This is a genomic window from Pseudomonas sp. BP11-1-1, assembly GCF_052112105.1.
GTDB lineage: Bacteria > Pseudomonadota > Gammaproteobacteria > Pseudomonadales > Pseudomonadaceae > Aquipseudomonas > Aquipseudomonas alvandae.
Genome location: NZ_JAUTYU010000012.1, coordinates 65,400 through 78,494 on the forward strand (window position 1 = coordinate 65,400; position 13,095 = coordinate 78,494).

Here is a 13,095-nt window from a genome sequence, read left to right on the forward strand (position 1 = left end):
TTTTTAATGACTGACCAGGACGCCAGTCGTTCACGGCGAATGGGTAATATCGGAAATTTCATCGGCGGCCAGTGCGCCAATCTCGGAGGTTTCCAGCACCACGTAGGCGCTGCCGCAGAACAGCGAGTTCAGGCGCCGCATGTCGGCGATCAGTTCCAGGTGCAGGGAGCTGGTCTCCAGGCTTTGCACGATCTTGCGCTGCAGCCGGCTGACGTGGGCATGGGCCATCCGCCGTTCCTGGGCGCGAAAACGCCGTTTCTCACGCAGCAGTTGGCGAGCGCTTTCCCGATCGGCGCTGAGGAAAACCGACAGCCCCAACCGCAGGTTGGCGATCAGGTGGCTGTGCAGCCCCGCCAACTCTTCCAGCCCCACTTCGGAAAACGAGCGGCGTTGTGAGGTTTTCTGTTGCTGGACCTTGCGCAACATGCGTTCGATCAGGTCACTGGCCAGCTTGAGGTTGATGGCGAGTTCGATGATTTCCGCCCAGCGACGGCTGTCCTGCTCGCTGAGGTCTTCGCGGGGCATTTGCGCCATGTAGAGCTTGATGGCGCTGCACAGCGCTTCGACGTCGTCGCTCATGCTGCGCACTTGCTGGGTGATCGCCGTTTGCTCGCCCCGCAGCACGCCGAGCATGGCTTCGAGCATGTTTTCGATCAGGTCGCCGATGCGCAAGGTTTCCCGGGCGGCGTTCGCCAGTGCCAGGCTCGGGGTAGCGAGGGCGGTGGGGTCCAGGTGTCGGGACGTGGCCTTGCCATTGGTTTCCGGACGTTCCGGCAGCAACCAGGCACAAAGCCTGGCCATCGGCCCGACGCTGGGCAACAGCACCAGGCAACGCACGGTGTTGTAGAGCAGGTGGAAACCAATCACGGTTTCCTGGGGGCTGAAATCCAGGCTGTCCAACCAGCCCACCAGCGGATCGAGCACCGGAATGATCAGCAACAGGCCGATCAGCTTGTACAACAGGCTGCCCAGCGCCACCTGGCGGCCGGCGGCGTTCTGCATGCTGGTGCTGAGAAACGCCAGCACGCCGCTGCCGATGTTGGCGCCGATCACCAGGCCGATGGCCACCGGCAAACTGATCACCGCGGCGCCAGCCAGTGTCGCAGTCAGCAACACGGCCGCCAGGCTGGAATAGGAGATCATCGCGAACAGCGCACCGACCAAGGCATCGAGCAGGACGTCGCCGGTCAGCGAGGCGAAGATCACCTTCACGCCTTGGGCCTGGGTGATGGGCGCGGCGGCTTCAACGATGAGTTGCAGAGCCAGGATAATCAGGCCCAGCCCGATGCCGACCCGGCCCATTTGCCCGACGCGGGTCTGTTTGCGCGACAGGAAGAAAATCACCCCGAGAAAAATCAGCAGCGGCGACAGCCACGATAGGTCGAGGGTGAGCACCCGCGCCATCAGCGCAGTGCCGACATCGGCGCCCAGCATGGTCGCCAGGGCAGGGGTCAGCGCCATCAGGCCTTGGCCGACGAAGGAGGTGACGAGCATGGCCGTGGCGTTGCTGCTCTGGACCATGGCGGTCACCATGATGCCCGCGATAAACGCCAGCCAGCGGCGGGACATGTTCTGGCCAATGACATGGCGCAGGTTCGAGCCGTAGACCCGCAAGATGCCGGTACGGACGATATGCGTGCCCCAGATCAGCAGGGCCACGGCGGAGAGTAGATTCAGCAGGGTCAGCATGAGGAGCCCCCTGTTAGCGTCCCAAAGGGACAAATTGACGGTGCCACATCGTTTTACTTCTTGTACTTAAGCTGTAGTTGCCGAATGGTTCGGACGCCAGCATTGCACAGCTAAAGAAGCGTTTGAAACAAAACTGTCATAAAAACGGATTCCTCGAACAACACCCCGAATCCCTGTGGGAGCGAGCTTGCTCGCGAAGGCGGCATCACATCCAACATCACCGGTTCAGGCAGACCGCTTTCGCGAGCAAGCTCGCTCCCACAGGTATTGCATCCGGCCGGTTTTCCATGGGCATGAAAAAGGGGCTCCCAAGAGCCCCTTCGTTCATTGCCCTACACCTTTACTGACCCGGAACATCCTTGCGCAGTTTCACCGGATCCTGCTGCTTGCGCTTGCGAGCAATGGCGGTGCGCATCTTGATGTTGATCGCTTCCACCGCCAGGGAGAACGCCATGGCGAAGTAGACGTAGCCTTTTGGCACGTGCACGTCGAACGACTCGGCGATCAGTACGGTACCGACCACCAGCAGGAACGACAGCGCCAGCATTTTCAGCGACGGGTGTTTGTCGATGAATTCGCTGATCGTGCCCGAGGCCAGCATCATCACCAGCACGGCGACGATGATTGCCGCGACCATGACCGGTACATGGGAGACCATGCCGACCGCGGTAATGACCGAGTCCAGGGAGAACACGATGTCGATGATCGCGATCTGGATGATGGTGTAGAGGAAGTTGCCGCCCTTGCCCGAAGGTTCGTCGCTGCTTTCATCTTCGCCTTCCAGCGCGTGGTACATCTCCTGGGAGCTTTTCCACAGCAGGAACAGGCCACCGAAGAACAGGATCAGGTCGCGACCGGAGATGCCCTGGCCGAACACTTCGAACAAATCGGCGGTCAGGCGCATGACCCAGGTGATGGACAGCAGCAACAGGATCCGCGTGACCATGGCCAGGGCCAGGCCGAAAATCCGGGTGCGCGCCTGCATGTGCTTGGGCATGCGGCTGACCAGGATCGAGATCATGATGATGTTATCGATGCCCAGGACGATTTCCAGGGCGGTCAGGGTAAAGAAGGCAACCCAGATTTCCGGGTTGGTCAGCCATTCCATGTGAGTTCCTTTGAGCGAGTGTTAGGCCGCGCCGCGCCTCCGGTTACCCGAGAGGGGCGACGCAGCGGGCATTGCTTTTATAGAGTGCTGAACAGCGGAAAAATCCCCATCAGCAAGGCGGCGAACATTATGCACAGGCAAACCAGCACTGCCCACTTCAAGGTGAAGCGCTGGTGATCGCCGAACTCGATACCGGCCAGGGCCACCAGCAGATAAGTCGACGGAACCAGCGGGCTCAGCAGGTGCACGGGCTGGCCGACGATCGAAGCACGGGCCATTTCGACCGCGGTGATGCCGTAGTGGCTGGCCGCTTCGGCCAAAACTGGTAACACCCCGTAATAAAATGCATCGTTCGACATGAAGAACGTGAACGGCATGCTCACCAGCGCGGTGATGACCGCCAGGTAAGGACCGAGGAAGTCCGGGATGACCGCCAGCAGGCTCTTGGACATGGCATCGACCATGCCGGTGCCGGACAGGATGCCCGTGAAGATCCCCGCCGCGAAAATCAGCCCGACCACCGCCAGGACGCTGCCGGCGTGCGCCGCGACGCGGTCTTTCTGCTGTTGCAGGCACGGGTAGTTGACGATCATCGCGATACTGAACGCCACCATGAACAGCACGGGCAACGGCAGCAGGCCGGCAATCAGGGTGCACATCAACACCAGGGTCAGCGCGCCGTTGAACCAGATCAGCTTCGGACGGCGGGCGTCCGGGAACTGGGAAACACTGATTTCGCTATGGTCGATTTCATCGCCAGCCAAGTGCAGCTCACCCAGGCGGGCACGCTCGCGTTTGCCGTACATGTAGGCAATCGCCAGGATCGCCACGACGCCGGCCAACATGGCGGGAATCATCGGCACGAAGATGTCGGACGGATCGACATGCAGCGCACTGGCCGCCCGGGCGGTTGGCCCGCCCCAAGGGGTCATGTTCATCACGCCGCCGGCGAGGATGATCAAGCCGGCCATGATCCGTGGGCTCATGCCGATGCGGCTGTAGAGCGGCAGCATGGCGGCCACGCAGATCATATAAGTGGTCGCGCCGTCACCATCAAGGGAAACGACGAGCGCCAGGACGGCGGTACCGACCGAAACTTTCAACGGGTCGCCCTTGACCAGCTTGAGGATCTTGCGCACGGCCGGGTCGAACAGGCCGGAGTCGATCATCAGGGCGAAATAGAGAATGGCGAACATCAGCATCACCCCGGTCGGGGCGAGCTTGGTGATGCCTTCGAGCATCATCGGGCCGATCTTCGGCGCAAAACCACCGAACAGGGCGAACAGGATCGGGATGATGATCAGGGCGATCAGCGCGGACAGGCGCTTGGTCATGATCAGGAACATGAACGTGATGACCATGGCGAAGCCAAGGAAAGTCAGCATGGGGAATACTCCAGGCGTGGCGCGGCTATGAAATGCGAACCGGACAGGTCAGCGCAGGATGCAGAGCACGGGACGGACGGATGGAGTGGGTGCAGCGGGACAGGTAGCAGCGGACATCAGGATCACCATTGTTGTTGTTAAAAAGGCCGCACGAGCGTTTGGAAACTCGTTGTTGGCCAACCGGTCTGTTGCCGGTAGGTGAGGCGATCCTAATCGCGCAAGCTTTCAGCAGCCTTTCGCAAGCCGAGCGTATGACCAAACGCACGAAGTTCCTTTGTGGCGAGGGGATTTATCCCCGTTGGGGCGCGAAGCGGCCCCTGAAGTTCTCATCGCGTTATTTTCAGGAAAAATGCGTTCTGCCTTTTTGGGCCTGCTGCGCAGTCCAGCGGGGATAAATCCCCTCGCCACAAAAACAGTCAGGTTTTTGCTTCGAAGGCTGAAAGTTTCAACGGCCGCACCGCGCCCATCCAGATCGCATGGTCGGTGTGGTCCGCCAGGTCATCCCCGGTGTCGGGATGCAGAAAAACCACCAGGCCCTTGCGATTGAGGGCCAGCCACGGCAAGACCACGCCGATGTACTGCGGTTCGAATGCCAGTTGACAACTCCAGTCCGGATGTGGGCCGACCGGCCGTTGGTGCACCCGACCCATTTCCAGCGGGAACAGTTGCGCGGCTTCCTCGCACAATGCCCGCGCCTGGTCGAGTGTGTGGGCGTCGAAATAGACGTGGGCGTGATAGCCCTTGATCCGTTGCATCTGTCACTCCTTGCAAGACCAGCCGAACCCTCTCGGTTTACCGTGTGTCAGAGCCTTTACACGCGGAAAAAGGAAAGCCAGCCATGAAAAACGCCGAAACCCCGGTCATCAAGGTGGTGCTCTATGGTGCCATGAGCAGCCTCGGCAGTGCGTTGATGGCTGAGCTGTTGCGCCGCCAGCATGAAATCATCGCCATCCTGGATGATCTTACGGCGTTGGCGCCGCGTCCGGGCCTGCGAGCCAAGACCGGCGACCTCTTCGACCCTGAGCGCGTGAAGCAGAGCGTCGCGGGTGCCAGCGCCGTGGTGTGCTTGTTGAATGCGCCGGGGCTGCCAATGAACAGCGAACAGGTGGAGCGCACGCTCATCCCCGGCCCGGTGGAACAGGTCCTGGCGGTGGATGCGCTGATTGCCGGCATGCAGGCGGTCAATATTCCGCGTTTATTCCTGGTTGGAAATTTCTCGGTGCTGGAGGAGGACTCCTCGGAAGACGACCTGCAGCGCCACGCCGCTGAAGAAATCCTCGACGCCCTGAAAAACAGCGCTTTGCAGTGGACCCTCGTCAACGCGCCCTATGCCGTGCAAGGGTTGAGCATCGAGCATTTCAGCCACGTCAGCACCAGTCTGGAACCGGGCATGGCCGAGTCGTTGGAGCGCTTGAGTCGCGTGGCGGTTGGCATCGCCGATGAGCTGCGCCTGAACCTGCACGTGGGCCAGCACGTGAATTTCGTGCCCGCCGTTTAGGTGTCATAGACCCAACCCCCGTGGCGAGGGAGCTTGCTCCCGCTGGGCCGCATAGCGGCTCCCTTAAAACGGATCGGCCCCTGGCTCAAACCGCAATCGACGGCAGCGGCAACCCAGTCAGCGACTCCGCACTGTTGGCCTGTTCCTCCATCAACCAATCCACGAACAACTTGATCAACACTCCACGCCGTTTGCGTTGGGGCAAGACCACGTAATACCCCAGCCGCGACAGCACCGTTTCGGCGATCGGACGACACAGCAGCCCTTGCGCCAATAAGTTATCCACAAGGTGCCGCCAACCGATGGCGACGCCTTGGCCGCCGATTGCCGCCTGGATGAGCAGGGTGTAGTTGTCGAACCGCAGTTGCCCTGGCGCGGGTGGCGAGGTGATGCCCAGTTCTCGAAAAACCCCACTCCAGTCGAACCAGGCGCTGCTGTTGCCGCCACGCAGGTGCAGCAGCGGGAATTCCGACAGGGCTTGGGCCGGCAAGGGCAGGGGACGTTCCCCGAGCAGCAGCGGGCTGCACACCGGAAAAACTTCTTCGCTGAAAAGCCAATGACTTTCGCCTTGCTTGAAGCGACCGTCGCCGAACAACACCGCAACGTCGATATCCGTACGAAGCATGTTGTGGTTGCGCTCGCTGGTCACCAGGCTGACGTCCACCTGCGGATTGGCTGCGTGAAACCGATGCAGGCGCGGCATCAGCCAATAGGCGGCGAACGCAAAATCCGTCGCCACTTGCAGCACTTCGTGCTGGTGCTGGGCGGTGATCGCGGTAAGCCCTGCGTCGATGCTCTGCAAACCGGCCTGCACCTGTTCGAACAGGATGGCGCCGGCCTCGGTCAGTTCGATGCCGCGATAGATGCGATCAAACAGCCGCGTGTCCAGTTGTTCCTCCAACCGCTTGATCTGCTGGCTGATGGCCGGTTGCGTGGTGCCTAGCTCAATCGCGGCCGCTGTAAAGCTCTGCTGGCGAGCCGCTGATTCGAAGGCGCGGAACAGGTCCAGCGACAGGTCACCCAAGGCGTCATACATAAGCTGTGCTTATCCTAGTCATTGTCTTGCATGGGCTTTACCCCAAAAGGCACGGGCTACATGCTCAATCGCAGCACTATCGCATAACTGCCCACTATGGAATGCCGCGAATACATGAAGCGCAAGAACATTCTTTTCATCATGGCCGATCAAATGGCCGCGCCAATGTTGCCGATCTACGGTCCGTCGCCGATCAAGTTGCCGAACCTGTCACGCCTGGCCGACCAAGGCGTGGTGTTCGACGCCGCGTATTGCAACAGCCCGCTCTGCGCGCCGTCGCGCTTTACGCTGGTGAGCGGGCAGTTGCCGAGCAAGATCGGCGCCTATGACAACGCCGCGGATTTCCCGGCGGACGTTCCAACCTACGCCCATTACCTGCGTCGCCTCGGTTATCGCACGGCGCTGTCCGGCAAGATGCATTTCTGCGGGCCGGACCAGCTGCACGGCTACGAAGAACGCCTGACCAGCGACATTTATCCGGCTGACTACGGCTGGGCCGTGAATTGGGACGAGCCGGATGTGCGGCCGAGCTGGTACCACAACATGTCGTCGGTCTTGCAGGCCGGACCGTGCGTGCGCACCAACCAGTTGGACTTCGATGAAGAAGTGGTCTTCAAGGCCCAGCAATACCTGTTCGACCACATCCGCGAGGACGGCGACCAGCCGTTTTGCCTGACGGTGTCGATGACTCACCCACACGATCCGTACACGATTCCCAAGGCGTTCTGGGATTTGTACGACGACAACGATATCCCTTTGCCAGAGACCCGGGCGCAAACCGAACTCGATCCACATTCCCAGCGCTTGCTCAAAGTCTATGATCTCTGGGACAAGCCGCTGCCTGTGGATAAGATTCGCGACGCCCGCCGCGCGTACTTCGGGGCGTGCAGCTACATCGACAGCAACGTCGGCAAGCTGCTGCAAACTCTCGAGGACACCGGATTGATCGATGACACCATCATCGTGTTCTCCGGCGATCACGGAGATATGCTCGGCGAAAAGGGGCTCTGGTACAAAATGCACTGGTTCGAAATGGCCGCCCGTGTGCCGTTGTTGATCAGCGCCCCAGGGCAGTTCGCCAGCGGCCGGGTTGGCGCGGCGGTGTCCACCGCCGACTTGCTGCCGACCCTGGTGGAACTGGCCGGCGGTACGCTTGAACCAGGTTTGCCGCTGGACGGTCGTTCGCTGGTGCCGCATCTGCAGGGGCAGGGCGGCCATGATGAGGTCTTCGGCGAATACATGGCCGAAGGCACGATCAGTCCGCTGATGATGATCCGTCGCGGTCCGTGGAAATTTATCTACAGCGAGGATGATCCTTGTCTGTTGTTCGATGTACGCAACGATCCCAAGGAAATGGAAAACCTCAGCCAGTCGCCCGGACATCAATCCCTGATGGCCGACTTTCTCGCCGAAGCGCGGGCGAAATGGGACATTCCAACGATCCATCAACAAGTGCTCGCCAGCCAGCGCCGTCGCCGTTTCGTTGCCCATGCGCTGACCTTGGGCAAGCTCAAGAGCTGGGATCACCAGCCGTTCGTAGACGCCAGCCAGCAATACATGCGCAACCACATCGACCTGGACGATCTGGAGCGCAAGGCCCGTTATCCACAACCCTGCCAATAAACCAATAACGTAAGGGGAAGCACATGCAAAAGTTATCCACAGTACTGGCCGCCGGGCTGTTGGCGTTGAGCAGTGTTTCGGCGTGGGCCGAGCAAAGCTGCGATACGGTCAAGATGGCTGACCCGGGCTGGAGCGACATCGCCGCGACCAACGCCATCACCGGTTTCCTGCTGGAAGGCATGGGTTACAAGCCCAAGGTCGATACGCTTGCAGTGCCGATCACGTTTGGCGGCCTGAAAGACGGCCAGGTCGATGTGTTCCTGGGTAACTGGATGCCGGCGCAGCAGGGCTTCTATGACAAATTCGTGGCCAACGGCGATGTCACGCAACTGGCCAAGAACCTTGATGGCACCGAATTCACCCTGGCGGTCCCGGATTATGTCTGGGATGCGGGTGTGCATAACTTTGCCGACCTGAACAAATTCGCCGACAAGTTCGATAAGAAGATCTACGGCATCGGCTCCGGCGCCCCGGCCAACCTCTCCCTGAAGGAAATCATCAAGACCAACGATTTCGGTATGGGTGACTGGAAGCTGGTGGAATCCAGCGAGCAGGCGATGTTGGCGGAAGTCTCCCGCGCAGTGAAAAAACAGAAGTTCGTGACCTTCCTCGGCTGGACCCCGCACCCGATGAACGTGCAGCTGAAAATGCATTACCTCAAGGGCGGCGAGAAGTATTTCGGCGACACCGGCAGCGTATACACGCTGACGCGCAAAGGTTATGCACAGGCCTGCCCGAACGTTGGCAAGCTGCTGACCAACCTGAGTTTCACCCAGGAAATGGAAAACAGCATCATGGCTGAGGTGGTGAACAAGAAAGTCAGCAATGCCGAAGCGGCCAAGGCCTGGATCAAGGCCAACCCGGCGGTGCTGGATAAATGGCTGGACGGCGTGAAGACGGTTGATGGCAAGGATGCGTTGGCTGCGGTGAAGGCCAAGCTCTAGGCATAATGGTGTGGCGAGCGGCTCTTGTGGCGAGGGGATTTATCCCCGTTGGGTTGCGAAGCGACCCCACTGTTTAGCCTCGGTGTGTCAGGACAACGGTGTTTAACTGTCCGGGGTCGCTTCGCAACCCAGCGGGGATAAATCCCCTCGCCACAGGAGAAAGGGAGCCTTGTCCTGATACCCTCGTTCGCAAACTCCATCCTTGAGGCCCCATGGCAATCCCCACGCGCCATTCACTCTTTCCCTTCTTGAGCTGGCTCCCACGGCAGACACGCGCCAGTGTCGGTCGCGACCTGGTGGTCGGCCTCAGCGGCGCGATCCTGGCGCTGCCGCAGTCCATCGCCTACGCCCTGATTGCCGGATTGCCGCCCGAATACGGGCTGTACGCGGCGATCGTGCCAGTGCTGATCGCCTGCCTGTGGGGATCGTCGTGGCATTTGATCTGCGGTCCTACGGCGGCCATCTCCATCGTCCTATACGCTACGGTCAGTCCCCTGGCCGTGCCTGCTTCCCAGGACTACATCACGCTGATCCTGTTGCTGACGGTACTGGCGGGTATTTTCCAGTGGCTGCTCGGGTTGCTGCGGTTCGGGGCGCTGGTCAATTTCGTCTCGCATTCGGTGGTGCTGGGTTTCACCCTGGGCGCGGCGGTTGTCATCGCCTTGGGTCAACTGCCGAATCTGCTAGGCCTGGACCTGCCGAACGAAGCCACGGCGTTGAAAAGCCTGCTCATGTTGGTCAGCCACATCGGGGCTGTGGATAAACCTTCGCTGGTGCTGGGTTTAGGGACGCTGGTCCTGGGCATCGTCCTCAAACGCTTGCTACCGCGCTGGCCGAGCCTGTTGATAACGTTGGTCATCAGCAGCCTGGTGGTCTGGGCCTGGCCGGCGATGTTCGGGCATGTGGCGTTGGTCAGCGCCTTTACCGGGCGCCTGCCACCGTTCACGCCGTTGCCACTGGACCTGGAGCTGATCTTGCGTCTGCTGCCCGGTGCCGTGGCGGTGGGCATGCTCGGGCTGGTAACCAGCCTGTCCATCGCTCGCTCGTTGTCGGTCCGCTCGGGGCAATTGCTCGATGCGAATCAGGAAGTCAGGGCGCAAGGCCTTTCCAATATCGTTGGAGGATTTTTCGCCGGGTCATTGTCAGCCGGTTCCTTCACCCGTTCCGGTCTCAGTTATGAGGCTGGCGCCTGCTCGCCCCTGGCCGGGGTGTTCTCGGCGCTGTGGGTGGCACTGTTTGCCGTGGCCGGCGCGAAACTTATCGCGCACATTCCGATTCCCGCCATGGCCGGTAGCATCTTGCTGATTGCCTGGGGCCTGGTGGACCACCGAGGCATCCGGGCGCTACACCGGGTAAGCCGCTCCGAATTCCTGGTCATGGGCCTGACCTGCCTGGCAACGCTGCTGCTGGAACTGCAAACCGCCATCTATGCCGGCGTTCTCGCTTCGCTGTTTTTCTACCTCAAGCGCACCTCACAGCCGCGCGTGCACCATAGTCGCGAAGGCGAGGCGGACGTCCTGCGGGTGGGTGGCTCGATCTTTTTCGGCGCCAGTCATTATTTGCAGGTGCGTTTGCAGCGTATGCAGGCGCAGCGGGTGGTGATCGATGCCCAGCAGATCAACTTCATCGATTATTCCGGCGTGGAAATGCTTCACCAGGAAGCCCGGCGGTTGCGCGGCCAGGGGCGCAGCCTGACCTTGCGTGGGGCAAGGCCGCAGGTGGTGGAGGAGTTGTTGAAGTTGGAAGGACCGGAGAAGTGTCCGATCCACTTCGAGGGTTGAAGAGTGGAGGAGCTTATGGCGCATAGGTCTGAGGTTTACACACCTGTGGCGAGGGGATTTATCCCCGCTGGGGCGCGAAGCGGCCCCGCTTTCTGGGGACTGCTTCGCAGTCCAGCGGGGATAAATCCCCTCGCCACAACAGCCTAAAGCCTACTGTGCCAACTGACGGCGCAATTCGGCCAGGACCGGCGCAGTGTCCGGGCGTACGCCGCGCCAGAGGAAGAACGCTTCGCCGGCTTGTTCGGCGAGCATGCCCAGGCCATCCATCGCCACCGCCGCGCCGTGTTCACGGGCCCAGCGGCAGAACGACGTCGGCTCCTTGCCGTACATCATGTCGTAGCAAAAGGTCTTGCCCGGCTCGATCAGACTTCCGGCAATCGGCGGTACATCGCCTGACAGGCTGGCGGACGTGGCGTTGATGATCATGTCCACCGGCTCCTTCAGCCAATCGAAACCACTGGCCGAGACCGGGCCCAGGTCGGCGAACAACTCCGCCAGCAATTCGGCTTTTTCCACCGTTCGATTGGCGATGATCACCGACGCCGGCGCTTCGGCCAGCAGCGGTTCCAAGGCACCGCGCACTGCGCCGCCAGCCCCCAGTAACAGGATGCGCTTGCCCTTGAGGCTGAAGCCGGCGTTGACCGTCAGGTCCCGCACCAGTCCGGCGCCGTCGGTGTTATCGCCCAACAAACGGCCATCGGCCAGCTTGCTCAAGGTGTTGACCGCCCCGGCGCGTTGCGCCCGCTCGGTCAACTGGTCAGCCAAGCGAAAAGCGTCTTCCTTGAACGGCACCGTGACGTTAGCCCCACGCCCCTCGCGGAAAAATTCCCGCGCGCAACCGGCGAAATCCTCCAAGGGAGCCAGCAGTGTGCTGTAGTCCAACGCCTGGCCGGTCTGTTCGGCAAACAGGCGATGGATCAACGGCGACTTGCTGTGGCCGATCGGGTTACCCATTACAACGTAGCGGTCCATGGTTTTTCCCCGGTTCAGGCCGTCGCCAGCCAATCGCGATCCTGTAGGAAATAGTCAGTCAACCGCGCTTCGTCGCTGCCCGGCTCGGCTTTCCAGTCATAGCTCCAGCGGACCTGGGGCGGCAAAGACATCAGGATCGATTCGGTACGCCCGCCCGATTGCAGGCCGAACAGCGTGCCCCGGTCATAGACCAGGTTGAATTCCACGTAGCGGCCACGGCGGAACTCCTGGAATTCGCGTTGCTTGGGCGTGAACTCGTGGTTCTTGCGGCGCTGCACGATCGGCAGGTACGCATCGATGTAGGCATCGCCGATGGCGCGCATGAAGGCGAAGCTGGTGTCGAAGTCCCACTCGTTCAGGTCGTCGAAAAACAGGCCGCCGATGCCCCGGGGCTCGTTGCGGTGCTTGATGTGGAAGTAGCTGTCGCACCAGGCCTTGTAGCGCGAATAGACATCCGGGCCGAACGGCTCGCAGGCTTGCTGGGCGATGCGATGCCAATGCACGCAATCTTCCTCCACGCCGTAATAAGGCGTCAGGTCGAAGCCGCCGCCAAACCACCAGACCGGCTCTTCGCCTTCTTTTTCGGCGATGAAAAAGCGCACGTTGGCGTGGGATGTCGGCACGTGGGGGTTGTGCGGGTGGATCACCAGCGACACGCCCAGGGCTTCAAAGCCGCGTCCGGCCAGTTCCGGCCGATGGGCGCTGGCCGAGGGCGGGAGACCGCTGCCGAAGACGTGGGAAAAGTTGACACCGCCCTTTTCGATCACCGTGCCGTTTTCGATCACTCGCGTGCGACCGCCACCGCCGGCGGGCCGGGTCCAGGCGTCCTCGACGAAGCGAGTGCCGCCGTCCTCGGCTTCCAGGGCTGCGCAAATGCGGTCTTGCAGGTCCAGCAGATAGGCTTTCACGGCCTCGGTGCGAGTAGTCATGACATCACCTTGATCAGGGCTACGCTGCGCGGCGTACACAGGCCGCCGGCAAAATGGGCGCACAGGATAACACCGCATCCGCCCTCACCACAGTTGACGAAGATCAAGCTTAGGAGTCCGATAGCAGGCT

General features: G+C 61.1%; 11 protein-coding genes. 4 read left to right on the forward strand and 7 right to left on the reverse strand.

Annotated features, from left to right (window positions below; all coding sequences use genetic code 11):
• Positions 1-30: 30 nt before the first annotated feature.
• From Q7C33_RS21005 to Q7C33_RS21020, 4 genes are all read right to left on the reverse strand, one after another.
• Positions 31-1,689 (reverse strand): Na/Pi cotransporter family protein, encoded by a 1,659-nt coding sequence (locus Q7C33_RS21005; RefSeq protein WP_030138975.1) that lies wholly within the window; start codon positions 1,687-1,689, stop codon positions 31-33.
• A 340-nt stretch (positions 1,690-2,029) separates the two neighbouring features.
• On the reverse strand, positions 2,030-2,797 hold the full coding sequence (locus tag Q7C33_RS21010; RefSeq protein WP_003177162.1) for a TerC family protein: 768 nt from the start codon (positions 2,795-2,797) through the stop codon (positions 2,030-2,032).
• A 77-nt stretch (positions 2,798-2,874) separates the two neighbouring features.
• Positions 2,875-4,182, reverse strand: a complete 1,308-nt coding sequence (locus Q7C33_RS21015) for a CitMHS family transporter (RefSeq protein ID WP_030138973.1) — start codon at positions 4,180-4,182, stop codon at positions 2,875-2,877.
• A 416-nt stretch (positions 4,183-4,598) separates the two neighbouring features.
• A complete protein-coding gene (locus Q7C33_RS21020; RefSeq protein WP_217860759.1) occupies positions 4,599-4,937 on the reverse strand; it encodes a DOPA 4,5-dioxygenase family protein in 339 nt (112 codons plus the stop codon).
• An 83-nt stretch (positions 4,938-5,020) separates the two neighbouring features.
• Here Q7C33_RS21020 and Q7C33_RS21025 point away from each other — a divergent pair, with 83 nt between their 5' ends.
• Complete coding sequence (locus Q7C33_RS21025) at positions 5,021-5,680, forward strand: NAD(P)-dependent oxidoreductase (protein ID WP_258648590.1); 660 nt, start codon at positions 5,021-5,023, stop codon at positions 5,678-5,680.
• 85 nt (positions 5,681-5,765) lie between these two features.
• On the opposite strand, the gene Q7C33_RS21030 is transcribed toward Q7C33_RS21025, so the two are convergent.
• Positions 5,766-6,716: a choline sulfate utilization transcriptional regulator gene (locus tag Q7C33_RS21030; protein ID WP_407684089.1), complete on the reverse strand. Its 951-nt coding sequence runs from the start codon at positions 6,714-6,716 to the stop codon at positions 5,766-5,768.
• 114 nt (positions 6,717-6,830) lie between these two features.
• On the opposite strand from Q7C33_RS21030, the gene betC reads away from it, so the two are divergent.
• The 3 genes from betC (at position 6,831) to Q7C33_RS21045 (ending at position 11,064) form a co-directional block, all read left to right on the forward strand.
• Positions 6,831-8,339, forward strand: coding sequence for a choline-sulfatase (betC, locus tag Q7C33_RS21035; RefSeq protein WP_323155430.1), 1,509 nt, complete (start codon positions 6,831-6,833; stop codon positions 8,337-8,339).
• Positions 8,340-8,362: 23 nt separating this feature from the next.
• Positions 8,363-9,283 carry a choline ABC transporter substrate-binding protein gene (locus tag Q7C33_RS21040; protein ID WP_198796113.1) on the forward strand — a complete coding sequence of 307 codons (921 nt, stop codon included), beginning with the start codon at positions 8,363-8,365 and terminating at the stop codon, positions 9,281-9,283.
• Between the two features lie 212 nt (positions 9,284-9,495).
• A complete protein-coding gene (locus tag Q7C33_RS21045) occupies positions 9,496-11,064 on the forward strand; it encodes a SulP family inorganic anion transporter (RefSeq protein ID WP_407684090.1) in 1,569 nt (522 codons plus the stop codon).
• A gap of 150 nt (positions 11,065-11,214) precedes the next feature.
• Here Q7C33_RS21045 and aroE read toward each other — a convergent pair whose 3' ends face one another.
• Both aroE and hemF read right to left on the reverse strand, forming a co-directional pair.
• Positions 11,215-12,036, reverse strand: coding sequence for a shikimate dehydrogenase (gene aroE, locus Q7C33_RS21050; RefSeq protein WP_407684091.1), 822 nt, complete (start codon positions 12,034-12,036; stop codon positions 11,215-11,217).
• Positions 12,037-12,050: 14 nt separating this feature from the next.
• Positions 12,051-12,965: an oxygen-dependent coproporphyrinogen oxidase gene (hemF, locus tag Q7C33_RS21055; protein ID WP_407684092.1), complete on the reverse strand. Its 915-nt coding sequence runs from the start codon at positions 12,963-12,965 to the stop codon at positions 12,051-12,053.
• Between the last annotated feature and the right edge of the window lie 130 nt (positions 12,966-13,095).

Coding starts and splice junctions, on each gene's coding strand:
- Q7C33_RS21005 (WP_030138975.1), bottom strand. CDS start 1,689: ATGCTGACCCTGCTGAATCTACTCTCCGCCGTGGCCCTGCTGATCTGG.
- Q7C33_RS21045 (WP_407684090.1), top strand. CDS start 9,496: ATGGCAATCCCCACGCGCCATTCACTCTTTCCCTTCTTGAGCTGGCTC.
- aroE (WP_407684091.1), bottom strand. CDS start 12,036: ATGGACCGCTACGTTGTAATGGGTAACCCGATCGGCCACAGCAAGTCG.
- Q7C33_RS21020 (WP_217860759.1), bottom strand. CDS start 4,937: ATGCAACGGATCAAGGGCTATCACGCCCACGTCTATTTCGACGCCCAC.
- Q7C33_RS21025 (WP_258648590.1), top strand. CDS start 5,021: ATGAAAAACGCCGAAACCCCGGTCATCAAGGTGGTGCTCTATGGTGCC.
- betC (WP_323155430.1), top strand. CDS start 6,831: ATGAAGCGCAAGAACATTCTTTTCATCATGGCCGATCAAATGGCCGCG.
- Q7C33_RS21040 (WP_198796113.1), top strand. CDS start 8,363: ATGCAAAAGTTATCCACAGTACTGGCCGCCGGGCTGTTGGCGTTGAGC.
- Q7C33_RS21030 (WP_407684089.1), bottom strand. CDS start 6,716: ATGTATGACGCCTTGGGTGACCTGTCGCTGGACCTGTTCCGCGCCTTC.
- Q7C33_RS21010 (WP_003177162.1), bottom strand. CDS start 2,797: ATGGAATGGCTGACCAACCCGGAAATCTGGGTTGCCTTCTTTACCCTG.
- hemF (WP_407684092.1), bottom strand. CDS start 12,965: ATGACTACTCGCACCGAGGCCGTGAAAGCCTATCTGCTGGACCTGCAA.
- Q7C33_RS21015 (WP_030138973.1), bottom strand. CDS start 4,182: ATGCTGACTTTCCTTGGCTTCGCCATGGTCATCACGTTCATGTTCCTG.